Below are 24,850 nucleotides of genomic sequence, written 5' to 3' on the forward strand. Positions count from 1 at the left end.
CGGGACAGCAAAGGGGCGCTGCGACCTTTCCCATCGCAGCGCCCCCATTTGCGTGACGATCTGTCAGTTGATCAGAACGTGAAGCCGGCGGTCAGCTTGTAGAAGTCGCCGTCATTGCCGCTTTCGATGTCCGCGCCAGCGGTGAAGCGGGCGAAGAAGCCGTTGCTGGTCTTGAACTGCACGTAGGGGCCAAGCCACTGGTAGACGCGCGCGGTCGCGCCGCCTTCGTTGCGGCTGTTGCTCAGCAGTTCGTAGTGCGCGCCGGCCGAGACCTTGTCGCTGAACTTGTAGCCCGCGTTGATCCAAGTGTGCAGGAAGTCGAGCGCGCCGACATCGTTGCGGTTGCGCAGCGCGGCATAGTAACCGCCGTAATATTCCGCTTCGAAGGTGTCGTCGGCATAGTTGACGGTCAGGCTCGGCACGATGCCGTCAGCGAAGTTGCCGCCGGTTCCGGTCGGGACGTCGTTGGGGCCGCGCACGCCGCGCGACAGCAGGGCGCCGTTGGTGAGGCCGAGCTGCGGCTTGATCACGAAGCCGCCGCTGTAGATCGCTGCGCCGACGCCGAATTCGGTCCACAGGTCCGAGCCCAGAGCCGTACCGAAGGCGTCAGTGGTCCAGATGATGCCGTAGAAGCTGAAATCGACGTTTTCGCTCACGGGGATGAGGCCGTTGAACGCCGGGTAGAAACCGAAGAACGAATCCTGGTTGAGCGTGACGGTGAAGCTGTCCGAACGGCCGCCGTTTTCGGCACCCTGTGCGGCGGCAGCAGCAGCCATGACGGCGGGGGTGATGGCAACCTCGCCGCTGCCCGCGCCAACTGCGATCGGCACCGCTGCCGGAGCAGCTGCCGTGTTCAGATCGAATACGGTGATTTCAGCATCGTCGCTGGGGGTGGCAACCGAAATCGTGGCGGCTGCGGCTTCCATCGCGATACCTTCGGGGCCTTGCGCGAAGGCGGGTGCCGAAAAAGCCGATGCGATGGTCAACGCCGAAACGGCGCTGGCAAAACGAATGGTCATATGGAACGCTCCTGAAAGAGAGGTGGGACCGTTCCGCCTGCGTGCTGCGCCTGCGCCTTCTTTTGTTACGAATGGGCTTCGTTCACAGCAAGAATCATCAGTAGCGTTTAGTGTGCGTTGCACAATTCTTATTGCGACCGGAATGCGAACATTGTCTTTGCTGTGTTGCAGCAAAGAAACATCTGCAAATCTGCAAACTTCGGAATATACCGATCTCAGCCTGCCGCATGTTCGCTGCGCAGGCTCTCCATGTCGATCACGAAGCGATACTTGATATCGCTGGCTTCCATGCGGTCATAGGCTCTCTGGATGTCCTGCATCGCGATCACCTCGATATCGGGCAATATGCCCTTTTCGGCACAGAAATCGAGCATCTCCTGCGTTTCCGCGAGTCCGCCGATTCCGCTGCCGGTGAGCACCTTGCGGCCCAGCAACACTCCGGTGTGTATCTCGGGCATCATCCCGATCAGCCCGACCAGCACCTGAACCCCGTCGATTCGCAGCAGGTGGAGATAGGGCGCGACATCATGCCTGACCGGAATGGTGTTCAGCACCATGTCGAAATAGCCCGCATGGGCCTTCATCGCCGCCTTGTCGGCGGTGTTGAGAAATCCCTGCGCGCCCAGTTTTGCAGCATCCGCGCGCTTGCTTTCCGAGCGTGACAGCACCGTCACCTCTGCCCCCATGGCCGCCGCCAGCTTCACTCCCATGTGGCCAAGACCGCCGAGCCCTGCCACCGCGACCTTGCTGCCCGGGCCGACCTTCCAGGTGCGCAAGGGGCTGTAGGAGGTGATCCCCGCGCACAGCAGCGGCGCGGCTTCGGCCATCGGCAGGCCGTCCGGCACCTTGAGCACGAATTCCTCGCGAGCCACGATCCGTTCGGAATAGCCGCCGAAGGTGAGGCTGCCGTCGCGCCGGTCTGTGCCATTATAGGTGCCGGTCATCCCGCCATCGAGGCAATATTGTTCAAGATCGCTCTCGCAGTGGCGGCATTCCATGCACGAATCGACCATGCAGCCAATCGCCACCCGGTCACCGATCTTGTGCCGGGTAACACCCTCTCCGATGGCGCTGACGATCCCGACGATCTCGTGGCCCGGCACGATCGGATAGGTGGTGAAGCCCCAGTCGTTGCGCGCAGAGTGCAGATCGGAATGACAGATGCCGCAATGCGTGATCTCGATCAGCACATCGTCATGGCGCAGGCCCCGGCGGATGATCTGCATCGGGCCGACGCCGCTATCGGGCGCGGTCGCGCCATAGGCCTTCGTGGGGTATTCGTTGGTTGCGCTGGTCATGCAACGTCTCCTGTGAAGTGCAGTATCGAACCCGCAGGGTTCGCAAGGGCGACGGCCCGCCGGCCGGTAGGCCGCCCCCCGCGGAGGCGTTGGCGAAGCCGATAAGCCGCGAGCGCAAAAACTACTTCGGCGGCATCCGGATTGCCCCATCCAGCCGGAACTGGTGGCCGTTGATGTAGCTGTTGCGGGCAATCTCCAGCACCAGCGAGGCAAATTCCTCCGGCTCGCCGAGGCGCTTGGGGAAGGGAACGCTGGCGTTCAGCTGCGCCCACATCGGCGGATTGCGATCCTTCATCCCCAGCATCAGCGGAGTGGCGAAGATCCCCGGCATGACCGAGTTCACGCGGATCCCCATGTCCATCAGATCGCGCGCCATCGGCAGGACCAGCCCGTTCACCCCGGCCTTGCACGATCCGTAGATCACCTGCCCGATCTGCCCGTCCTGCGCCGCGACGCTGGCGGTGAGGATGATGCAGCCGCGCTCGCCGTCATCGTTCAAGGCTTCCGCATTGGCCATCCCGAGCGCCGAGATGCTGGCGACGCGGTAGCTCGCCACCAGAATGCCCTCGGCCCCGAAAGCGTAGTCTTCGGTGGAGAGGCGCTTGTACTGGCCGCTTTCCTTGTCCCAGCCCAGCGTCTTGCCGCGCCGCGAGGCCATTGCGCAGTGGAGCGTCACGCGTTCCTGACCATGGGCAGCGCGGGCGGCGGCGAAACCGGCCTCGACTGAAGCCTCATCCATGATGTCGACATGGTGGAAAGTGCCGCCGATTGCGCGCGCATGCGCCTCGCCCGCTTCATCGTTGATGTCGAAAATGGCGACCTTCATGCCGGCATCGGCAAAGGCCTTGGCGCTGGCCTTGCCGAGGCCACTCGCTCCGCCCGTTACAACCGCGGCCATGCCTGGTTCGATCTTCATGCTTGTCCTCTCGTGCTGGATTTTGTCCGACGCTAAGCATTTGCACGGCGCGAGGCTAGCTCTCCAATTTGCGGCATCTGCCGCGGCGGCCCACATTACAGTTCCGTCATTCCCCGGTCGGACAGCGGTCATCGAAGGGTCGCGCCTGCGTCATGCAGCCACCCTAGAGGCGCTGGCGGAAACGGCCCGCTGTGCCGGGCGTCAACAGGGGAAAATCGATGAACCGCATCCGTCTCGCTTCGGGGGCAGCCGCCTTTGCGCTGGCCGCCAGCCTTGCCGCACCTGCCTTTGCCGGAGAGCTTGCGGGCATTGTGGCCGACGAAAGCCAGACCGAGGCGCTTCAGTCGGCGGAAGTCGTGATCGAGGAACTGGGTCGCCGTACGGTCACCGCGCGCGACGGCAGCTATGTTTTTGCCGACGTGCCAGAGGGTACCTACACCGTTACCGCCCGTTATGTCGGTGCGCCACCGGTGAGCTTCACCGTCACCGTTCCCGCGACCGGCCGGGTCTTGCAGAACTTCGGCCTGGGCGAGGCCGGGTCGGACATCCTCGTGCTCGGCCAGAGCGCCAACCTCGCCTCGGCCCTGTCGCGCAAGCGTGCGGCCGATGGCGTCTCGGATGTGCTGACCCGCGACTCGATCGGGCAGTTTCCCGATCAGAACGTGGCGGAATCGCTGCGCCGTCTGCCCGGCATCAACGTGCTCAACGATCAGGGCGAAGGCCGCTTCGTGACCGTGCGCGGGCTTGATCCGAACCTCAACGCCACCTCGTTGAACGGCGTGCGCGTGCCTGCGCCGGGCATCGATGAACGCGGCGTGGCGCTGGACGTGATTTCCTCGGAGATCATCGAATCGATCGAAGTGAAGAAGTCGCTCACCCCGGACATGGACGCCGATACGATCGGTGCCTCGATCGAGATCAAGACCACCAGCGCCTTTGACCGCAAGAAGGACCTTTACGTCGCCAAGATCGGCGGCAGCTACAACGACTATTCGGGCCAGCTGACCCCGGACGTCGGGTTCGATTTCGCCACCAAGCTTTCGGACAATTTTGGCGTCAGCGGTGGCCTGTCCTATTACAACCGCGAATTCGAGAGCGACAATGTCGAGGCTGACGGGTGGGAGCAGGACGGCAACCTCGTCTATGCCGAGGAGGTCCAGTATCGCGATTACGATGTCGAGCGCGAGCGTATCAGCGCAACGCTCGGCTTTGATGCGCGCGTGGGCGAGCATACCGAGCTTTACCTCAAGGGCGTCTACAGCGAATTCAACGATCAGGAATTCCGCCGCGACGTGATCTTCCGTCTGGAACGTGCCAATGTTTCTGGCACGGGCACAAATGCGGTGTTTGATGATAGCAATGGGGCCAGAATTCAAATTCGGCGTCGTGTGAAGGACCGGTTTGAATCGAGCAAGATCCGTACCCTTGTATTCGGTGGCGAAAGCCGGTTCGGCGCGCTCAAGGCCGATTATTCGGTGAGCTGGGCGAAATCGGGAGAGACGAAGGACGGCTCGCTCGATCCGACGCGCTTCGATGCCAATTTCCGCAATTCCGGGACGCAAATCGGATTCGATTACAGCAACCCGCGCATCCCGCTCTATTCCGTCACGGGCAACAACACCGGCTTCCGCAACCCCAACAACTACGGGCTGAACTCGATCGAATTTACCCAGACGTCTGTGGGCGAGGACGAAGAATTCGCTGCGCGCTTCGATCTAGGCTACGAAATTGCCACCGATGCCGGGACCCTGACGATTCAGGGCGGCTCCAAGGCGCGCTTCCGTCAGAAGGACTTCGTGGGCAGATTCGAATTCTGGGAGAATGACGATCTGACGCTGGCCGATGTGCTGGGTGCAGGACAGACCTATCGTCTGCCGGGTCTTGATCTGGCCCCGCTTCCCGGGTTCACCGAGGCAACCCGGTTCTTCAACGCCAATCGCGGGGCGTTTGAACTCAACGAAATCGACACCGCGATCGCCAGCAATGTCGAGAATTTCACAGTCGATGAAGACATCTTCGCCAGCTATCTGCTGGGCCGCTGGGAAAGCAGCAAGCTGCTGGTGATCGGGGGGCTGCGTTACGAACGCACGTTCAATCGCCTGACCGGCAATCTCGTTCAGTTCATCGAGGAAGACGGCACCCTGCCGGGCGGCGGAATTGCGCCCGAAGACACGGTGATCGTCTCGCCCACCACCACCGAGCGCAATTACGACCACTGGCTGCCCAGCCTCAACATCCGCTATGCCGCGCAGCCCAATCTGATCATGCGCGCAGCCGCCTATCGCAGCCTCGTGCGCCCCAATATCGCCGATCTTGCCCCCCGAACCATCATCGAGGATGACGAGGCCGAGGCCGGCAACCCCAATCTGGTGCCTTACGAAGCCTGGAACTTCGATGCGACGGTCGAATATTACATGTCGAACAACGGCGCGATCACGGCCGGATTGTTCTACAAGGAAATCGACAACTTCATCTTCAGCCAGCGGATTACCGATCCCGATCCGCTGCTGGGGGTCGATATCACCCGGCTGGACACGACCCTCAACGGGCGCACGGCGGAAATCTTCGGGATCGAGCTCGGTTTCTCGCAGCAGCTCGATTTCCTCCCCGGCTTCCTGTCGGGCTTCCTGGTGCAGGCCAACTACACCTTCACCGATGCCAAGGGGCTGATTTCGGACGGTAACATCGCCTCGGTCACCGACACGCCGACATTCCGTGAAATCGCCTTGCCCAGCGCCAGCCGGCACACCTTCAATGGCGTGCTCGGTTACGAGAAGGGGCCGGTCTCGCTGCGTCTGGCGGGCACCTATCGCGATCTCTACCTCGATGAAATCCAAGGCAGCGCCGAGGAAGACCGGGTGGTGGACAGCCTGTTCCAGCTCGATTTCTCGGGCCGCTACAATTTCACCAAGAACTTTCAGGCCTATTTCGAGTGGATCAACATCAACGATGCGGAATATTTCGCCTTCAACCGTCTGGGCGGGCGCGAGAATGTCCTGCAGTTTGAACGCTACAACTGGACGATGAAGGGCGGCATCAGGCTTACGTTCTGAGGCCGGTGACATGATGATCAGACCATTGCACGGCTTTGCCCTTGTTTCGCTGGCGATTGCCGGAGCCTGCACCACGGTCCCGCCTGTCATGGGCGATCCGGCCGTGACCGTGACCGCGCGGGGCCAGACCCCGCCGGTTGGCACCGTGCGCGAGGATGCGGCAGACGATCCGGCGATCTGGCGCAATCCGGCTGATCCAGCCGCCAGCCTGGTTGTCGGCACGGACAAGAAGGGCGGGCTCTACATCTATGACCTGAAGGGCGCGCAGAAGAGCTTCATGCCCGCCCCGGGGCTCAACAATGTCGATCTGGTCGAGATCGAGAATGGCGGCATCCTTGTCATCGCCAGCGACCGCAGCGATCTGACGCGTGCGCATCTGTTCCTTGCCACGCTCGATCCGGCCAGCGGCGTGCTGACCCCGGCGGGCCGGATCGCGGTGGGGGCAGGGGAGGGCTACGGCATCTGCATCGCCAAGCCGGCGGGGCGGGACGAAGTGGTGGTGTTCAGCGCCCCCAAGAACGGGACGATCTACCGCACCACTTTGACCCCTTCGGTAAAGGGTTTTGCCCCTGTCACCACGACGCTTGCTCAGGTCGCGACCCAGCCTGAAGGCTGCATTGCCGATACACGCACCGCGACGCTCTATATCGGCGAGGAAGATGCCGGGATCTGGGCGATCGACATGAATACCGGTGCCAAGCGGCTGGTCGCCGCAATCGACAACAGGATGCTGGTCGCGGACGTCGAAGGCCTCGCCATCGCGCCAGAGGGGGCGGACGGCGGGTATCTCGTCGCCTCATCGCAAGGGGACAACGCCTTTGCCGTCTACCGTCTGCCCGGCGTGACGCCCATCGGGCGCTTCCGCATCGCTGCGGGGCAGTTCGGCAGCGTCGAGGAAACCGACGGGATCGAGCTCGACAACCGCGATTTCGGGCCGGATTATCCCGGCGGGCTGTTCATCGCGCAGGATGGGGTCAACCCGCCTTATGCGCAGAACTTCAAATATGTCCGCTGGGACGAAGTGCTTGCCGCGCTGAAGGCCACCCGATAAACCGCCCGGGATGACCCAGCCACTGATCACGCCCGACCGTCGCCGCTTCCTCGGCGCGACAGCTTCTGCCTTTGCCGCCCTTGCTGCCAGCGGGTGCATGACACGAGGCACTGCGCCCGTGGTGGCCACGGCGGGGAGCAGCGGGAGCTTTGCCGGATATGGCGCATTGCGCCCCGATCCGGCTGGGTTCCTCGATTTGCCTGAGGGGTTCTCCTACCGCGTGATCTCGCGGCTTGGCGATGGGATGGACGACGGCGGAACCGTGCCTGACCGGGCCGACGGGATGGGCTGTTTCGACATCGGTAACGGCGAGATCGCGCTGGTGCGCAACCACGAGCTGCAACCGCGCCACGATGCAGGCGGCACAATCGCCAAGGGCTTTGGCAAGCGTAACGGCGAATATGTACCCGGCGGCACCACCACCATTGTGCTGGATGCGACGAGCCTGACCGTGAAACGCCAGTTCCGCAGCCTTGGCGGCACGATCCGCAATTGTTCGGGCGGGGTGACGCCGTGGGGCAGCTGGCTGACCTGCGAGGAAGCGCCGACCGGCCCCGGTCAGCCCTATGGCGATGGGCTGGAACAGAACCACGGCTGGGTGTTCGAAGTGCCTGCCGCCGCGCGCGGGCTCGTCGATCCTGTGCCTCTGAAGGCGATGGGGCGTTTCAATCACGAAGCCGCGGCCGTCGATCCGGCGACCGGCATCGTCTACATGACCGAAGACCGCGACGACGGGGTGCTCTATCGTTTCGTGCCGCGCGTGCCGGGCAAGCTGGCCGAGGGCGGGCGGTTGCAGGCGATGGTGATCGAGGGGCTGGCCGATACCCGCAACTGGACGTCTGCCGCCATGCCGGTGGGCAAGGTCTTCCCGGTGCGCTGGGTCGACCTCGACGACGTCGAAGCGCCGAGAGACGATCTGCGGATCCGTGCTGCGGCCAAGGGCGCGGCGCTGCTGGCGCGCGGCGAGGGTCTGCATATGGGCGTGAACCGCGGGCTGAGCGAGGTTTTCGCCTGCTGCACCAGCGGCGGCGCGCAGCAATTGGGGCAGATCCTCAAGCTGATGCCCGGCAATGCGGGCCAGCCCGACACAGTCGCGCTGTTCTTCGAAAGCGAGAGCAAGGCCCAGTTCGATTACGGGGACAACCTCACCGTAGCCCCCAACGGCCATCTGATCGTGTGCGAAGACCAGTACACCGATGTGGTCGACAACCATGTCCGCGGGATCACGCCCGAAGGGCAGCCCTATACCCTGGCGCGCCTGATCGCGCAGACCGAGCTGGCTGGCGGCTGTTTCTCGCCCGATGGCAAGTGGCTGTTCGTCAATGCCTATTCGCCCGCTGCCACGCTGGCGATTACCGGGCCGTGGGCGGCGTAATCGGCACGGCGTGGACGGTTTCCTGCTCGCCTTGCTGCTGGTCTTCGCGCTGGCGAGTGGCGGGCGCGACCAGTGGCTGGTGGCGCAATGGTCTGATCGCTTCGGCCAGAGCATGGCTCTGCTGCTGACGGCGATCGCTTCGGCGGTGCTGGCCGCCGCGGCGATGGCGTGGATCGGAGCCGAATTTGCCGCCCTGCTGCCGCGCCGCGCGGCGCAGATGCTGGTTGCCTTTGCGCTCGGCTTCGCGGCGCTGGAGCTGGCCTTGCCGGTGCGCCGCAAGACCCCGCAGGAGCCGACCCGTTCCTTGGGGGCCATCGCTGTCGTGCTGTTCGCCCGCCAGATTGGCGACGGCGCGCGCTTTGGCGTGTTTGCGCTGGCGGCGTGGGCGACGGTGCCGCTGACGGCGGGTCTTGGTGGCGCGCTGGGCGGCGCGGCAGCAGTGGGGCTGGGCTGGGGGATGGGCGAGGGCGGACTTGCCCGCTTCCCCTTGCCGATCCTGCGCCGCGTGCTGGCCGCAGGGTTGCTTGTTGCGGCGCTCTTCATCGGTTTGAACGCTCGTTACGCGACACTTTAATCGATTTGTTCGATTATTGCGAATTGCATAATTCTGCAACGATCCAGCGTTTCATTCGTTATATTAAAGAACATGAAAGCGGCAGCACATTGCTGCCTACTTGACAGTAATGGAGGACACCATGGCAGACGCCACCACGAATTCCAAAGCCGCACTGATTGGCGAGCTTAACGGCTTGCTTGCCGATCACTTTGCGCTTTTCATCAAGACCAAGCATTTCCATTGGCATGTCAAAGGCCCGCGCTTTCGCGATCTGCACCTGTTGTTCGATGAGCACGCGCTGGAAGTGCGGGATCAGATCGATCTGATTGCCGAACGGGTGCGCAAGCTTGACGCCGATACGCTGACTTCGCTCGGTTCCGTGACCGCGGCGACCCGGATCAAGGATCAGGACAGCACCACGCTTGCGGCCGAGGACATGATCGCCGAATTGCTGGCCGACAACACGACGCTGATCGAACGGCTGAAGGGCATGAAGGATCTCGCCGAACAGGCAGGTGACAATGCCACCGACGGGCTGCTGGACGACTGGACCGACATGGCCGAACAGCGCGCCTGGTTCCTGCGTTCGCTGCTGGCCTGAACGCGCCCGCGCTTGAGCGCATAGCTATCCATGACGGGTCGCCCCTGTTGCCGGGGGCGGCCCGTTTGCTATGCAGGAGTCATGGCCGATATCACGATCATCGAGGGCGCCGATCCGGCGGCGATTGCCGCTTGGCTGGCCCGGAAGCTGGAGGAGCGCCTCAGCGGAGCAGGCGCAATCACTATCCCCGGCGGATCAACCCCGTTCCCCATCCTTGCTGCGCTGATCGAAGCGGGCGGTGTCCATTGGGCGGCTTGGCAGGTGTGGCCCAATGACGACCGGATCGTGCCGGAAGATCACGAGGCGTCGAATACTGGCAAGATGCGCGCCTTGCTGGAGCCGGCGGGCGCAGGCATCGTGCCGCTTGTCGAGGATGCCCGGCCGCCGCACTTCGCGCTGACCTGGCTCGGCATGGGGCCGGACGGGCATATTGCCTCGCTGTTCCCCAATACCGATCCCCAGATTGACGAGCCGCGCGCCGTGCTACGCCTCACCCCTAATCCGCTCCCTCCGCATGCGCCCTTCGATCGCATCACCCTGACGATCCCGGCGCTGCTTGATACTGATGCGCTGGTATTCACACTGGGCGGCGCGGCTGACAAGCGCGCGGTGTTTGAAGGCGCGGTGGCGGGCGCGCATGATCTCCCCGTCGCCCGCCTCCTGCGCGCAGCCGCCGCGCGGGGCGTGCCTGTGACTGTTTTCACCTGATGGCGGCATGGCTCCCCGCCCCGCTCCACCGCGCGTTGATGCCGCTGGCCCACATGCTGCGGCATTACTGGCGGCGCTGGCGCAAGACCCCGATCGCCGGGGTGAGCGTGATCGTCACCAATCTTGGCGGCGACGTGCTGCTGCTGAAGCATTCCTACGGCCCGGATGTCTGGGGTCTGCCGGGCGGCGGGCTTGGCAAGGGTGAAGACCCGATGGAGGCCGCGCAGCGCGAGTTGCGCGAGGAACTGGGCGTCGAGCTTGTCCGGCTTGAGCCTGTCGGCACGCTTGAGGAAGTGCTGTCGGGATCGCCGCATACGGCGCATATCTTCACCGGCGTGTGCGATCGCCAACCGCAGCCCGATCGCCGTGAGGTGACCGTGGCGCGGTTCTTCCCCTCGCACTCCCTGCCTGAACCACTGGGTCGCACCACGCGCGACAGGATCGCAGTCTGGAAGGCGCGGGGGACAGGGTAGGAGGTCTGCGCCACCGAAGTTGGCCACCAAATCAGAGCAATCGCAGTTGCGCCTCGTCGCGGACGGGCTTCTCATCCTCGGCCCCTTCGAGATTGCCCAGCGTCAGGCCCATTAGCCGGATCGGTCGCGGTAGGGGTAGTTCGGCTTCGAGCAGCGCGCCGGAGAGGGCTGCGAATTGCGCCTTTCCGCTCACATAGTCGGGCAGCGAGGCGCTGCGGGTCATGATCCGGAAATCGGTAAACTTCAGCTTGAGCGTCACCGTCCGCCCCCTCGCGCCCGAGGCTTCGATCCGTTCCCATACGATGTCGATGATGGTGGCGAGGGTTTCGCGCAGCGCCGCGCCGCTGCCGATATCCTCGGAGAAGGTCCGCTCCCCGCCGACCGACTTCCTCACCCGGTGTGCGGCCACGGGCCTGAGGTCGATGCCGCGGGCGGCGCGGAACAGGTAATCGCCCATGCTGCCGAAATGCTCGCGCAGGAAGGCGATGTCCTTTGCCGCCAGATCGGCCCCGGTGGCGATGCCGAGGCGCTGCATCTTCTCCTCCGCCTTGGGGCCAACCCCGTGGAACCGCCGGATCGGCAGGCCCGCCACAAATGCCGCGCCTTCGCCGGGGCGGATCACGCACATACCGTCAGGCTTGTTCTGATCGCTCGCAAGCTTGGCGAGGAACTTGTTGTAACTCACCCCCGCGCTGGCGGTCAGCTGGGTCTTGGCGCGGATTTCCTGCCGGATCAGCGTGGCGATGCGGGTGGCGCTGCCGATCCCGAGGCGATCATCGGTGACATCGAGATAGGCCTCGTCAAGGCTCAGCGGCTCGATGATTGGCGTGTAATGCTCGAACACCTTGCGGATCTGGCGGCTCGCCTCCTTGTAGGCATCAAAGCGCGGGCGCACGAAGATGAGGTCGGGACACAGGCGGCTTGCCGTGATCGAGGGCATGGCGCTGCGCACCCCGAATTTGCGCGCCTCGTAGCTGGCGGCGGCCACCACCCCGCGCCCGCCTGCCCCGCCGACCGCGACCGGCTTGCCCTTGAGGTCAGGATTGTCGCGCTGCTCGACGCTGGCGAAGAAGGCATCCATATCGACATGGATGATCTTCCTCAGACCGAGCTCGTCCGTGCGAGCCTCTCTGCCATCATCATGCAAAGGCGCATCGCTTGCCATGCGGCACGAATAGAACCTTGTGACCGGGGAAGGAACCATTGCTGGAACGAATCGCGCCGTCTGCCATTTTGTGCAGATGCGAAAAGAACAGTGGTCTTCTGGCGAACCGATGGGCAAAGACCCCGCGATGGCTACTTCGCACGCTTCTCCCATGCCTGTTCGCAAGGCTCTCGGGGAAACCGAGCTTTTGTGGATGATGGCGATGCTGATGGCTCTGAACGCCTTCGGCATCGATGCAATCCTGCCCGCGCTCGATGCGCTGGCCCGCGATCTTTCGGTGAACGGCAATGACCGGCAATTCGTGATCGGCGTCTATCTGCTCACCGCCGGGATGGGGGCGCTGGTGCCGGGCGCGCTGGCTGACCGCTTTGGACGCAGGCCGATCCTGCTGGGCTCGGTTGCCGTCTACATCGTGCTGTCGGTGCTGTCCGCGCTTGCCCCGACCTATGATGCGCTGATTGCGGTGCGCGCCGCGCAGGGATTCTTCGCCGCCGGGATCGTCGCCTTGCCGCCTGCGATCATTCGCGACCGGGTGGGCGGGGACAAGATGGCGCGGATGATGAGCCTGATCTTCGTGATCTTCCTGATGGTGCCCGCCGTTGCACCGACGATCGGCGAGGCGATCCTGCAGGTCGGCAACTGGCGCGCGATCTTCGGCGTCATGGCGGGGCTCGGCGTGCTGATGGGCGCTTGGGTTCACATTCGCCTGCCGGAGAGCCTCTCGGACGAGAACAAGCAGCCCATCGAACCGCGCGCCATCGCCGCCAACATGACCCGCGCGCTCGCCTTGCCGAGCACGGCTGGCTACGTGATCGGTTCGGCGCTGGTGTTCGGGGCGCTGTTCGGCTTCATCAATTCCTCGCAGCAATTGATCACTGAAACCTTCGGAGCGGGCGACATCTTCCCGCTGGTGTTTGCGGTATGCGCCGGATCAATGGCGCTCGCCAGCTGGTCGAATTCGCGCATCGTCGAACGCTTCGGCGCGCGGCGGGTGAGCCATACGGCGCTGTTCGCCTTCATCGTCATCAGTGCTTGCCAAGTGGTCTTCGCTTTCCAGCCGGACGAGCAACTGTGGCAGTTCGTCCCGCTGATGGCGATCAACATGGCGCTGCTCGGCTTCATCGGCAGCAATTTCGGTGCGATTGCGATGAACCCCTTCTTCGCCATCGCAGGCGCGGCAAGCAGCGCGCATGGCTTTGTCCGCATGACCATGGCCGCTGTGCTGGGCGGGGCGATTGGCTATGCTTTCGATGGCACGGCGCGCCCGCTGGCGCTGGCCTTGCTGGCGAGCGGAATTACCTGCCTGGTGCTGGTGCTGCTGAGCGAGAAGGGCAAGCTGTTCGGGCCGAGCGACGCTGAACTATCGCGCTGATCCGGTCGCGCAAGCGGCCGCAAGGGCGCCGATAAACTTTGGCGCCCGCCCGCAGCGACGCGACCTTCAGGTCGCATGAGCGAGGACTTCGCACCCCGGATGGGGTGCGGAATATCAAGGCGCCCCCAGCCTCCGCCACGCGAGCCCCGCAAATTCGCATAGCAAGGGCCGGGTGTCGCGCGGGTCGATGATGTCCTCGACATTGAAGCGTTCGGCGCTGCGGAAGGGCGAGGTGACCTTGGCCAGCCTTTCGCGGATCTCTTCCAGCAGCGCCTCGGGATCGTCGGCGGCCTCCAGCTCCGCCTTGTACGCGACCTCCAGCCCGCCCGCGATCGGCAGGCTCCCCCAGTCGCCCGATGGCCAGCAATAGCGATACTGGTAGCGATCAGCATTGCTCATCGCGCTGCCCGCGATGCCATAGGCGCGGCGCAGGACCACCGAGGCGAGCGGCACGGTGGCGCGGTAGATCGCGTTCATCGCGTTGACGCCGTAGCGGATCGTCCCCGCCATCTCCGCCTCGCGCCCGATCATGAAGCCGGGGTTGTCGACGAGGTGGACGATAGGCAGGCGGAACTGGTCGGCGAGGCGCACGAAGCGTTCGACCTTTTCGCTGGTCTTCGCCTCCCACGATCCGCCAAGGTAGCTGGGATCGCTGGCGATAACGCAGACCGGCCAGCCATCGAGCCGGGCGAGGGCAGTGATCGCGGCGCGGCCCCAGTGCCTGCCGATCTCGAACACGGTGCCTTGGTCGAAAACATGATCGAGACAGCGGCGCATCGAATAGACCTGTTTCGGGTCGCGCGGGACGAGGCTGAGCAGCGCCTCCTCGCGCCGGTCTGTCGGATCATCGCAGGCCGCACGGCGGGCGGGCTGGCCGACATATTCGGGCATGAAAGAGAGGAAATGCCGCGCGCGGGCGAAGGCCTCGGCCTCGCTGGCCACCTCGTCATCGACCACGCCGTTGCGGGTGTGGATCGCCGATCCGCCAAGCGCTTCCTTGGCCTCCTCGTGATTGGCCGCGCCGCCCTTGTAGGCCTCGCCCAAGCCATCGACCACGGCAGGCCCTGCCGCGAAGATCTGGCTGAGGCCCTTCACCATAATCGAATAGTGGCTGGCGACCGTCCGCGCCGCCCCAAGCCCCGCCGTCGGCCCCAGCGCCAGCGCCACCACCGGCACCGTGTCGAGGTTCGTCACCACATCGCCCCAGCCGGGCACCGCGGGGATATAGGTCGCGCCGATCTGTTCGAGCGTTTTTACGGAGCCGCCGCCGCCGGTGCCGTCGATCATGCGGATGATCGGGAGTTTCAACTGGTGCGCCATCATCTCGGCCTGCACCATCTTGCGCGCGATGCCTGCATCCGCCGCGCCGCCTCTGATGGTGAAGTCGTCGGCGGTGGCGACCACCGGGCGGCCGTTGATGGTGGCCTTGCCGAAGAGGAAGGGGGCGGGGGTGACGCTGGCGAGGTCGCCGTTGGCGTCATACTTGGCGGAGCCTGCGATCTTGCCGATCTCGCGGAAGCTACCCTCGTCGCAGAGCGCCGCAAGCCGCGCGCGGGCGTCCATCTTGCCGCGCCCATGCTGCCGCGCAACCTTGTCCGCGCCGCCCATCTGCTCGGCCAGCGCCTCGCGGCGGCGCAGTTCTTCGAGTTCCTTGGCCCAGGTCATGCCGTCAATCTGCCGCTGCGTTCGAGCGAAGTCGAGAACCCTTTGTGCCAATGTGTCTCGACTTCGCTCGACACGAACGGAAAGGGACTATTCCGCCGCAGGCACCACCCGGCACAGCACCGCCTCGACCTGCACCTGCCCGCCTGCGCTGACCGCCAGCCCCTCGACCCTGCCGTCGAAGGGCGCGGTGAGGGCGTGCTCCATCTTCATCGCCTCGAGCACCATGAGCCGCTGCCCGGCGGTGACGGCCTGGCCCTCGGCAACATCGACGGCGATGACCTTGCCCGGCATCGGCGCAATGATCGCCCCATCGGCGGCGGAGGCTTGGCCGGTGCCGCGAACCGAGCGCAGGAAACCAATGGCCCGACCTTCCGAAAACAGCACGATTTCATCGTCGGTCACTGTGGCCGAGAAAGCGCGCGCATTATCGTCGCCGTCCGCCAGCATCATCGTCCCGAAATCCGAATGGATTGGGACAGTCGATCTAGCGCGCTCGATCACCCGCCTCTCGCCCGCATGGCTAAGGGCGACCCTTGCCGTCGAAGGTGCATTCAGCCGGAAACCCTGGGGCAGATATTCAGCCTCTGCGGGCTGGTCGGCCAGAGCGAACCCTGCTGCCGCTTGCCACTCGGCCTCGTTTGCCGCGTCGGCCGGAATGAGTTCGCTCTCGTTCCTGGCGATGAAGCCGGTGTCGAGATTGGCCGCGCGAAAATCGGGATGGTCGGCGCATCGACGCAGGAAGGCAGCATTGGTTCGGATGGGCCAGACCTGAAGCCCCCTCATCGAGTCGATCAGTGCATCGATTGCATCGTCCCGCTCATTGGCGAAAGCGATGACCTTGGCGATCATCGGGTCATAGAACGGCGACACCTCCGCGCCTTCTGCCACGCCCGTATCGATCCGGTAGGACAGGCCGAAGTCGAGACGCTCCAACCGCCCCGTGCTCGGCAGAAACCCCTTGGCCGGGTCTTCCGCATAAAGCCGCGCCTCGATCGCATGGCCGTTGATCGACAGCTCCTCTTGCCGCTTGGGCAGACGCTCGCCGCTCGCCACGCGCAGCTGCCATTCGACCAGATCGACCCCGGTGATCTCCTCGGTGACGGGATGCTCCACCTGCAGGCGGGTGTTCATCTCCATGAAGAAGATGCGGTCGGCGCGCAGGCCTTCGCTGGCATCGGCGATGAATTCGATCGTGCCCGCGCCCTCGTAATCGACCGCTTTCGCCGCGCGCACGGCGGCGGCGCAGATCGCCTCGCGCGTCTCGGCGTCCATGCCGGGGGCGGGGGCTTCCTCGATCACCTTCTGGTGGCGGCGCTGGAGCGAGCAGTCGCGCTCGAACAGGTGGACGACGTTGCCGTGGGCATCGCCGAACACCTGCACCTCGATATGGCGGGGCGAGGTGATCCATTTCTCCAGCAGAACCTCGTCATTGCCGAAGCTGGCCTTGGCCTCGCGGCGGCAGGATTCGAGCGCGGCGGCGAAGTCAGCCGGGTCATCGACCTTGCGCATCCCCTTGCCGCCGCCGCCTGCGACCGCCTTGATAAGGACGGGGTAGCCGATGGCCTCGGCCTCCTTGGTGAGCCGCTCGACCGACTGGTCCGACCCGTCATAGCCCGGCGTCACCGGCACGCCGGCGGAGCGCATCAGCTGCTTGGCGGCGTCCTTCAGGCCCATGGCACGGATGCTGGCAGGCTTTGGGCCGACCCAGATCAGCCCCGCGTCGATCACCGCCTGCGCGAAGTCGGCGTTCTCGGACAGGAAGCCATAGCCGGGATGGATCGCATCCGCCCCGGTCTGCTTGGCGGCCGCGATGATCTTTTCGCCCACCAGATAGCTTTCGGCAGCAGGCGAGGGGCCGATATGCACCGCCTCGTCGGCGCTCCGCACGTGCAGCGCCTTGGCGTCGGCATCGGAATAGACCGCGACGGTCGCGATCCCCATGCTGCGCGCGGTGCGGATAATCCGGCAGGCGATCTCGCCGCGGTTGGCGATCAGGAGTTTGGTAATCATGGGAGCGGGATTAGCCCCACCCTCCGTTCGTGTCGAGCGCACTCGAGACACTCGGCAAAGCCTCTCGACTGCGCTCGAGGCGAACGGAATCGGGCTCAGCGTGGCCGAAAATCCGCAATTCCCCAGTCGATCCCGCCCTCCGGCATCTTCTCGCGATTGATGACCGCCGAGAGAAACGCGCGCACGCCATAGAGTGCCTTTTCGCCGCGCGGGACATAGGTGCGGCTGTTCCACGCCTCCACGCCTCGGCTGCGCACCTTGCGCCCGATTGCGCCATAGATGCGCGCGGCAGACAGCACTGCCCAGCGGCTGCGGAAGGGGAGCTTGGCCGCGCCCACGCGCGCCGCCGCCTCGTGCTTTTCCACCAGCGCCACCAGCCGCGCGGCCATTTCGGCGAGTTCCTTGCGGTGGTGGGGCTTGGTGTGCTGGCCGGGCTCGATATCCTGTTCGACCAGCCATTCGATCGGCAGGTAACAGCGCCCCGCCGCATCATCCTCCACGATGTCGCGCGCGATGTTGGAAAGCTGGAAGGCAAGGCCGAGATCGTTCGCGCGGTCGAGCGTCTCCTGATCCTCGGGCGAGACGCCCATCACCACCGCCATCATCACCCCCACCGCGCCCGCGACATGGTAGCAATAGCGCATCATGTCGGCCTCGGTGCGCGGGCGCCAGTCTTCGGCGTCCAATTGGAAGCCTTCGATCACGTCCTCGGCCATTTGCGGGGTCAGGCCCACTTCGGCGGCGACCACGCCCAGCGCGTCAAAGGCCGGATCGCTCGTCGGCTTGCCTTCGAACGCCAGCGCGGTCAGGCGGCGGATGCGGGCGAGACGCTCGGCCAGATCGGACTGGTCGCCCAGCTCGCCGCCCATGTCCTGATTATCGGCAATGTCGTCGGCCCGGCGGCACCAGGCGTAGAGCAGCCAGGCGCGTTCACGCGTGGCATTATCGAACAGCTGCGAGGCGGCGGAAAAGCTCTGCGATCCCTTCTTGATCGACAGCCGGGCGTGTTCGACCAGCGCGGCGCGGGTTGCTGCATCGACCGCCATCGCCCGAACCTTACAGCTCCTCGGCCTTCATGCGGAAGATCGGGGTGTGGGGCTGATAGGCCGCCATCTTGGCGAGCAGTTCGTGGATCGATGTCGCCGCGATCAGGATGTTCTGATGCGCGGGCCGCACAAAGCCGACCGCCGCCATCTTGGCGTTGAAGGCCAGCAGATCGTCATAGAAGCCGAAAGCGTTGAGGATGCCGACCGGATCGGAGTGATAGCCCAGCTGCGACCAGCTCATCGCTTCCCACAGCTCGTCCATCGTGCCGACCCCGCCGGGCAGGGTGATGAAGCCGTCCGACAGGTCGGTGAACTTCTGCTTGCGTTCGTGCATCCCGCTGACGGTGACGAGTTCGTCGCAATCGTGATTGGCGACTTCGGCGCGGACGAGGCTTTCGGGGATGATGCCGATGACCTCGCCGCCCGCATCCTTCGCCCCCTTGGCGACCGCGCCCATCAGCCCGAGCTTGCCCCCGCCATAGACGACGCCAATCCCGCGCCCGGCGAGTTCGGCGCCGACGTCATAGGCAAGCTGGATATAGCGCGGATCCTCGGGCGAGGCCGAACCGCAATAGACGGCGAGACGTTTCACGCAGGCACCTTCGCCAGATCCTCCAGCATCAGGCCCGCCGTCGCCTTGGCGCTGCCGACCACGCCGGGGATGCCTGCGCCCGGGTGGGTGCCTGCGCCGACGAGGTAGTAGTTGTCGATCACGTCATCGCGGTTGTGGCCGCGCAGCCAGGCGCTTTGCCACAGCACAGGTTCCAAGCTGAAGGCGCTGCCCATGTGGGCGTTGAGGTCCGCCTTGAAGTCCTTGGGCGCGTAGCTGAACTTGGTGATGATCCGGCTGTGGATGTCGGGGATCAGGCGGCGCTCCAACTCGTCGAGGATCATCTTTTCGAGCTTGGGCGCGACTTCGTCCCAATCCAGCGGCATCTTGCCCATGTGGCTGACCGGGACGAGCGCGTAGAAGGTGCTCTTGCCCTCAGGTGCCATGCTCGGGTCGGTCACGGTCGGGTGGTGGAGGTAGATCGCGAAATCCTCCGGCACCACGCCGTTCTTGTAGATGTCGTCCAAGAGCCCTTTGTAGCGCTTGGCGAACAGGATCATGTGATGCGGGATGCCGGGCCAGGTGCCCTCCAGCCCGAAGTGGACCACGAACAGGCTGGGCGAGAAGCTCTTTCGGCCCAGCGACTTGGCCATCTGCTTGCCGCGGGCGCTGTTCGACATCAGGTCCTTGTAGGAATGCATGATATCCGCGTTGGAGGCGACCGCGTCAAAGCGCTGCTTGAAGCCGCTCTTGGTCTCGACCTCGGTCGCCTTGGTCCCGAGGGTATGCACCTGCACCACCGGATCGCCGACGCGCATTGTGCCGCCCAGCCGCTCGAAATGGCGCACCATGCCTGCGATCAGCCGGTTGGTGCCGCCGCGCGCCCACACGTCACGGCGCGGGCGTGGGCCGCCGCGGCGCCCCACCACACGCCGCCGTCCTTCTCCAGCTTGTGGATCAGGGCGTAGATCGACGAGGTGTTCATCGGATTGCCGCCAACCAGCAGCGTGTGGAAGCTGAGCGCCTCGCGCAGCTTCTCGTTTTCGACATAGCTGGAGACCATGCCGTAAACCGAGCGCCACGCCTGTTCCTTGATCAGCGCAGGCGCGGCCTTCAGCATCGACTTGAAATCGAGGAAAGGCTTGGTGCCGAGCTTGAGATAACCCTCGCGGTAGACCCGCTCGGAATATTCGAGGAAGCGCGCATAGCCCGCCACATCGGCCGGATTGAGCTTGGCGATTTCCGCGTTGAGGCTGGCTTCGTCGTTCGAATAGTCGAAATTCGTGCCGTCGGGCCAGTTGAGGCGGTAGAAGGGCATGACCTTCATCAGCTCGACATCTTCGGCAATGTCGTGGCCGGTAAGCGCCCAGAGTTCCTCAAGGCAGGGCGGATCGGTGATCACCGTCGGCCCGGCGTCGAAGGTGAAGCCGTCCTTCTCCCAGAAGTATGCCCGGCCACCCGGCTTGTCGCGGCTTTCGATGACGGTGGTGGCGATCCCTGCCGATTGCAGCCGGATGGCGAGCGCCATGCCGCCGAAGCCTGCGCCGATCACGCAGGCGGTGCGTCCGGCATAGCGCTCGGCCAGCGCCGGGTTCACACCCTTGGCGCCCGTGAGATTGAGCTTCGCGTCGGCGTTCATGCCGGGGTCTCCGTGTTGAGAGGCTTACCTGAGGAAAAGAGTGCGCGAATGGCGCGCGGAATAGCTACGGGGGGCTTGCCGGTAAGGATGCGCAGGCGATCAGGCCAGGTGGAGCGGCCCGCATAGAACCGTTCCACCAGCGCGCCCCGCAGGGCGTAGAAATGTTCGAACACCACCACGCGCTTGTCCGGCTCGGCGGCCTCGAACAGCATCCGGCTGAGCATCCGGTAATAGGCGGTTGCGCCCCAGTGCCGCTTGGCCCGGCGCTTGCAGAAGGCGGCGAGTTCCGCCCCCGTCACCTCGGGCCGACGCGCGATCAGCCCGGCAATGGCGAGCGCATTATCGACGGCGAAGGGCAGGGTGTAGCTGGTGAGCGGGTGCGAGAATCCGCCGCGCGCGCCAGCCACCGCCACGCCCGGAATCGCGATTTCGGCAAGGGCGGCGTTGAAATCCCCGCCCGAAATCACTGGCAGGATGCCCGCTTCCTGATCGATCACCTCGCCCTTCCAGCCGTTGCGATGGGCATATTCGGCCACCCGGCCCTTCAGCACGTCTGCGTCCATCTTCGGTTGATCGGCATAATAGGTGTCCTCAATGAACACCTCGTCTTCCGACAGGGGCAGGACGTAGACGAAGCGGTAGGCCGCGCCATTGCCGTGGGGGGCGACCTGATCGACGCTCGCATCCATGATGACAGGCCGCGTGAGGCCGTGAGGCGTCTCGCACTTGAAATGCTGGCCGAGGAACACCTGCCAACCGCCGCTGAGCGCCTTGGACGGCTTGAACGGGCGGCAGTCGATCACGCGCCGCGCCGCCAGCCGGGTGCCATCCGCCAGTGTCACACCGCCTGCATCAAGGCCAGCAGCCTTGGTTTCCAGCATCACCTGCTCGGCCGGCAGTTCGGCCATCAGCGCGCGGTGGAATTCTGCACTGGCGAGCGAGCGGTAGGCGGTCGGCAAGGTGCGGCCAAGGCGCGGGAAGGTGATGTCATAGCCTTCATCCCAGCCATTGAGGGCAAAGCCTGCCATCAGCGCCCGCGCGCCGGGGCGGATATCGGTTTCGAACCAGCTCCAGCGGTGATGCCCGCCCAGCGTGCGCCCGGCCTCGATAAGCAGAAACCGGCAGTCCGGGGCATGGCGGTGCAGAGCCAGCGCGATGAGCCCGCCCGCAAGGCCGCCCCCGACGATGATCACGTCGTGCGCGGCAGGTGTTTGTGAAACCTGATCTTGGTTTGAGTCGGGCATGTCCGAACGGCACTAGGCGAGGGCGAGCCATACGGCAATCGCTCGCGCAAATCGGATGTTGCAACATCACGCGGAAACAATATGTGGCACGCGAGTTTTTTCTCGTGCCCCCCCCCGCACAAGGACCGCAGCCTGTGACGCTTCGTTCGATCTTCCTCCCGCTTGTCCCCGCCCTGCTTTGCGCTGCGCCGGCGCTTGCTTCGGAAGATGCCGCGCTGGCTGAAGTCGTTGCAGATGCCGGTGCCGAAGAACAGGCCGAGGTCGCCGTTTCGGTGCAGTCGGCGCCGCAGCAAAGCCAGCCGGGCGGAGCGCCACCGACCTTTGCCTTCACCAAGCCGGTGTTCGACGACACCTGGGCCACCATCGGCCTCGGCGTCGGGATGGTGCCGAGCTATGCCGGGTCGGATGATTACATCGCCTTCCCGCTGCCGCTGATTGTCGGGCGCGTGGCCGGGATGGGGATCAGCCCCAATGGCCCGGGCTTCCTGATCGACCTCAACCCCGGCAAGCCGGGGCTTGCGCCGCAGAAGGGCGCGCGCATCGCCTTCGGCCCGGCGTTCCGCTTTCGCAATGATCGCAATGTCCAGATCAAGGATGAAGTCGTCGCCCGCGCGGGCAAGCTTGATGCCGCGCTTGAAGTGGGCGGCCATGTTTCTGTGGCCTGGCGCGGGATCTTCAAGCCGGTCGATCAGCTCGGCGTGGGCGTGCAGGCCCGCCGCGACGTACTGGGCGCGCATGGTGGTCTGGTGATCGAGCCGCAGGTGACCTACCGTGCGCCGATCGGCAAGGCCATCGTGTTGCAGGCACAGATGAGCGCCGAGTTCGTCGATGACAGCTTTGCCGAATACTATTTCACCATCAATCCCGCGCAGGCGCTGGCGACCGGCCTGCCGCAATTCCGCGCCGACGGTGGGCTGAACCGCATCGGCACTACCGCGATCCTGTCCTATGATCTTGACCGCAATCCGCTGAACGGCGGGTGGTCGGTGACCGGGGTGGGCGGCATTTCGCGGCTGCTGGGCGACAGTGCCGATACGCCCTTCACGGCGCAGCGCGGCGATGCCAACCAGTTCATCCTCGGATTGGGTCTGGCTTACACCTTCTGAGGCAACCGGTCTGGCGCGGGGTGCTCTATTTGCTTGCCGCGCCGCCCTTTGCCAGTTCCCGGGCGACTTCGGCACGGATGGCGCTGGGTGTGAAAGACCCGCGGCCCTTGCGGTAGATGACACCCAACATCACCCGGTCGACTTGCGACAATTCCTCGGCAGCAGCAGGGTTGGAACCCTGCTGGTCGAACAGGCGCAGGATCGAGCTGGCCGGGACTTCATCGCGCACTTCGGGCTCCAGCATCACCATCGCCTGCATGGTGATGTAGTCGGCCAGCTGGTTGACCGTCAGACCGTCGATCGCGCTGGCATCGATCACGGTGAAACTGCGCGCAATGGCCGGGGTGCCGATCTGCCCCGCCAGTCCGCCGGCGTTCTCATCGGCGCGGAAGAAGGCGACCGAATTGTTGCGCTGGCGTTCGATCTGATCGGCCTTTTCGGGGAGGTAGTGCCAGTTATAGGCCACGCGCGGCGTGCGGGTGAAGCGCCGCAGCTCTGCGCCGTAGAGCGAGCCGAAGACCTTGGGTTGCTCATCTTCCAGCCACCGCACGAAGGCGGGCGCGCCGCGCGGAAAGGCCACCGTGGCGTTGGGGGTGCAACCGGGCGCAGCCAGTTCGTTGCCGATTGCGGCAAGGGTTTCGGCGATGCGGGCGCGCAGAGCTGCCTCAAGCTCGGCGTTGATATCGTCGAACACCATGCACACCGGCCCGTCCCGGCGGGCGACCTTGCGGCCGCTGACCGGGGTGATCGCGCGCCACAGGAATTCGCGCACTTCCTTTTCGGTCTGCCCTTCGACGATGATCTCACCCAGTTCCTCGGGCGCCTCGGCCTCGGCTTCGGCAGCGGTGCTGGCGTGGGCTGCACCGGCAGAGGCCAGCAGAGCAGCAAGCGAGAACAGGGCAGGGCGGATCATGCGGGGGCTCCGGGGAGGGTGTTACGAGATGGCAGGCTGAGGCCTTCACACGCGTGAACGCAGCGTGAATTGCGATGGTTCCGACGCTCAGGGGCGATCCTTTGTCGCGGTGCGGGCAATTTCGTCGCGGATCAAGCCTGCGCTGAAATAGCTGCGCCCGCTGCGATAGAGCGTGCTCAGCACGACCCGGTCGACCGCCGACATTTCCTCTGCCGCAAATTCATTGGCGCCCGCATCGTCGAACAGGCGCAGGATCGATCCTTGCGGCACTTCCGCGCGCACGCCGGGTTCAAAGGTCACCAGCGAATGCATGGTGATGTAATCGGCCAGCTGCGTCGGAGTAATGCCTTCCAGCGCGCTGGCCTGAATCACGGTGAAGCTATGCGAGATGGCATCGGTGCCGAGCTGCTGCACGATCCGGCTTTCCGCGGAGTTGACGCCGCCCGTGAAGAACAGCGTCCTTTGCCACACATCCTCCAGTGTGCCGCCCGCGCGCTGGGTTTCGCGCATCTCGCCCTTGCCGGCGACATAATGCCAGTTGTAGGCCATCCGCCTGGGCCGGATATGGCGTCGGCGTTCCGGACTGTACAAGGCGCCGAACACCTGCGGCTTCTTCTTCCACAGCCAGTTCACGAAAGCGTGCGCATCACGCGGGAAGGCGACCGCGGTGTTGACCGTGCAGCCCGGATCTTCAAGCCTGGTGCCGATGGTGGCGAGGTTTTCGGCGATGCGCTGGCGCAGCTGCCGTTCAAGCTCGGCGTCGATATTGTCGAAGCTGATGCACATCGGCTCCATGCGCACCGCGATCTTGCGCCCGCTCATCGAAGTGATCGATCGCCACACGAAATTGCGGATTTCCTTTTCGGTGGTGCCTTCGACGATGATCTCGCCGCTGGAATCGACCTCGATGTCCCCCTTTTCGATGGCGGCGGTGATCGCCGGATCGGTCAGCTTGTCGAACCGGAACGGCTGCGCCGCGGGCGCTGTCTGCGCGGACGCGGCGCTTATCGGCAGGGCCAAAGCCGCGCAGGACAGAAGCATGGCAATGCGAGGGGGCACAGACGACTCCATCAAGCAATTCAGCAATATA

General features: G+C 64.8%; 20 protein-coding genes and 1 pseudogene. 9 read left to right on the forward strand and 12 right to left on the reverse strand.

Going from position 1 to position 24,850, the window contains the following annotated elements:
• Window positions 1–71: 71 nt before the first annotated feature.
• The 3 genes from CHX26_RS05500 to CHX26_RS05510 form a co-directional block, all read right to left on the reverse strand.
• Window positions 72–1,019, reverse strand: coding sequence for a DUF6733 family protein (locus tag CHX26_RS05500; protein ID WP_104941504.1), 948 nt, complete (start codon window positions 1,017–1,019; stop codon window positions 72–74).
• 215 nt (window positions 1,020–1,234) lie between these two features.
• Window positions 1,235–2,317: an NAD(P)-dependent alcohol dehydrogenase gene (locus tag CHX26_RS05505; RefSeq protein ID WP_104941505.1), complete on the reverse strand. Its 1,083-nt coding sequence runs from the start codon at window positions 2,315–2,317 to the stop codon at window positions 1,235–1,237.
• 121 nt (window positions 2,318–2,438) lie between these two features.
• On the reverse strand, window positions 2,439–3,233 hold the full coding sequence (locus CHX26_RS05510; RefSeq protein ID WP_104941506.1) for an SDR family oxidoreductase: 795 nt from the start codon (window positions 3,231–3,233) through the stop codon (window positions 2,439–2,441).
• Between the two features lie 218 nt (window positions 3,234–3,451).
• Between CHX26_RS05510 and CHX26_RS05515 the strand changes: the two genes are divergently transcribed.
• The 7 genes from CHX26_RS05515 (at window position 3,452) to CHX26_RS05545 (ending at window position 11,050) form a co-directional block, all read left to right on the forward strand.
• Entirely contained in the window at window positions 3,452–6,286 is a 2,835-nt protein-coding gene (locus CHX26_RS05515; protein WP_104941507.1) for a TonB-dependent receptor, read from the forward strand.
• Between the two features lie 10 nt (window positions 6,287–6,296).
• Complete coding sequence (locus tag CHX26_RS05520) at window positions 6,297–7,337, forward strand: phytase (protein ID WP_233997293.1); 1,041 nt, start codon at window positions 6,297–6,299, stop codon at window positions 7,335–7,337.
• A 10-nt stretch (window positions 7,338–7,347) separates the two neighbouring features.
• Window positions 7,348–8,712: an alkaline phosphatase PhoX gene (locus CHX26_RS05525; protein WP_104941508.1), complete on the forward strand. Its 1,365-nt coding sequence runs from the start codon at window positions 7,348–7,350 to the stop codon at window positions 8,710–8,712.
• Window positions 8,713–8,722: 10 nt separating this feature from the next.
• A complete protein-coding gene (locus tag CHX26_RS05530) occupies window positions 8,723–9,286 on the forward strand; it encodes a hypothetical protein (RefSeq protein ID WP_104941509.1) in 564 nt (187 codons plus the stop codon).
• A 121-nt stretch (window positions 9,287–9,407) separates the two neighbouring features.
• The gene (locus tag CHX26_RS05535) at window positions 9,408–9,869 is read left to right on the forward strand and encodes a Dps family protein (protein WP_104943286.1); all 462 of its coding nucleotides are present in this window, start codon (window positions 9,408–9,410) and stop codon (window positions 9,867–9,869) included.
• Between the two features lie 81 nt (window positions 9,870–9,950).
• On the forward strand, window positions 9,951–10,577 hold the full coding sequence (locus tag CHX26_RS05540) for a 6-phosphogluconolactonase (RefSeq protein ID WP_104941510.1): 627 nt from the start codon (window positions 9,951–9,953) through the stop codon (window positions 10,575–10,577).
• Entirely contained in the window at window positions 10,577–11,050 is a 474-nt protein-coding gene (locus CHX26_RS05545; protein ID WP_104941511.1) for an NUDIX hydrolase, read from the forward strand. The genes CHX26_RS05540 and CHX26_RS05545 overlap by 1 nt, the downstream gene beginning before the upstream one ends.
• A 31-nt stretch (window positions 11,051–11,081) precedes the next feature.
• Here CHX26_RS05545 and dinB read toward each other — a convergent pair whose 3' ends face one another.
• Complete coding sequence (dinB, locus tag CHX26_RS05550; RefSeq protein ID WP_104941512.1) at window positions 11,082–12,215, reverse strand: DNA polymerase IV; 1,134 nt, start codon at window positions 12,213–12,215, stop codon at window positions 11,082–11,084.
• A gap of 151 nt (window positions 12,216–12,366) precedes the next feature.
• Here dinB and CHX26_RS05555 point away from each other — a divergent pair, with 151 nt between their 5' ends.
• Window positions 12,367–13,587, forward strand: coding sequence for a multidrug effflux MFS transporter (locus tag CHX26_RS05555; RefSeq protein WP_233997294.1), 1,221 nt, complete (start codon window positions 12,367–12,369; stop codon window positions 13,585–13,587).
• Window positions 13,588–13,701: 114 nt separating this feature from the next.
• On the opposite strand, the gene CHX26_RS05560 is transcribed toward CHX26_RS05555, so the two are convergent.
• From CHX26_RS05560 to crtY, 6 genes and pseudogenes are all read right to left on the reverse strand, one after another.
• On the reverse strand, window positions 13,702–15,252 hold the full coding sequence (locus tag CHX26_RS05560) for an acyl-CoA carboxylase subunit beta (protein WP_104941513.1): 1,551 nt from the start codon (window positions 15,250–15,252) through the stop codon (window positions 13,702–13,704).
• Window positions 15,253–15,339: 87 nt separating this feature from the next.
• On the reverse strand, window positions 15,340–17,262 hold the full coding sequence (locus CHX26_RS05565) for an acetyl/propionyl/methylcrotonyl-CoA carboxylase subunit alpha (protein WP_104941514.1): 1,923 nt from the start codon (window positions 17,260–17,262) through the stop codon (window positions 15,340–15,342).
• A 95-nt stretch (window positions 17,263–17,357) separates the two neighbouring features.
• Window positions 17,358–18,308, reverse strand: a complete 951-nt coding sequence (locus CHX26_RS05570; protein WP_104941515.1) for a phytoene/squalene synthase family protein — start codon at window positions 18,306–18,308, stop codon at window positions 17,358–17,360.
• A 10-nt stretch (window positions 18,309–18,318) separates the two neighbouring features.
• A complete protein-coding gene (locus CHX26_RS05575; RefSeq protein ID WP_104941516.1) occupies window positions 18,319–18,900 on the reverse strand; it encodes a TIGR00730 family Rossman fold protein in 582 nt (193 codons plus the stop codon).
• Window positions 18,897–20,386: pseudogene (locus tag CHX26_RS05580) on the reverse strand (phytoene desaturase). Before CHX26_RS05580 ends, CHX26_RS05575 begins: the two are co-directional and overlap by 4 nt.
• A 107-nt stretch (window positions 20,387–20,493) precedes the next feature.
• Complete coding sequence (gene crtY, locus CHX26_RS05585) at window positions 20,494–21,741, reverse strand: lycopene beta-cyclase CrtY (protein ID WP_104941517.1); 1,248 nt, start codon at window positions 21,739–21,741, stop codon at window positions 20,494–20,496.
• Window positions 21,742–21,875: 134 nt separating this feature from the next.
• Here crtY and CHX26_RS05590 point away from each other — a divergent pair, with 134 nt between their 5' ends.
• Window positions 21,876–22,847, forward strand: coding sequence for a MipA/OmpV family protein (locus CHX26_RS05590; protein ID WP_104941518.1), 972 nt, complete (start codon window positions 21,876–21,878; stop codon window positions 22,845–22,847).
• A gap of 25 nt (window positions 22,848–22,872) precedes the next feature.
• Here CHX26_RS05590 and CHX26_RS05595 read toward each other — a convergent pair whose 3' ends face one another.
• Complete coding sequence (locus tag CHX26_RS05595; protein WP_104941519.1) at window positions 22,873–23,760, reverse strand: hypothetical protein; 888 nt, start codon at window positions 23,758–23,760, stop codon at window positions 22,873–22,875.
• An 87-nt stretch (window positions 23,761–23,847) separates the two neighbouring features.
• A complete protein-coding gene (locus tag CHX26_RS05600; RefSeq protein WP_104941520.1) occupies window positions 23,848–24,801 on the reverse strand; it encodes a hypothetical protein in 954 nt (317 codons plus the stop codon).
• Window positions 24,802–24,850: the final 49 nt, after the last annotated feature.

It is taken from the genome of Porphyrobacter sp. HT-58-2 (genome assembly GCF_002952215.1).
Lineage (GTDB): Bacteria > Pseudomonadota > Alphaproteobacteria > Sphingomonadales > Sphingomonadaceae > Erythrobacter.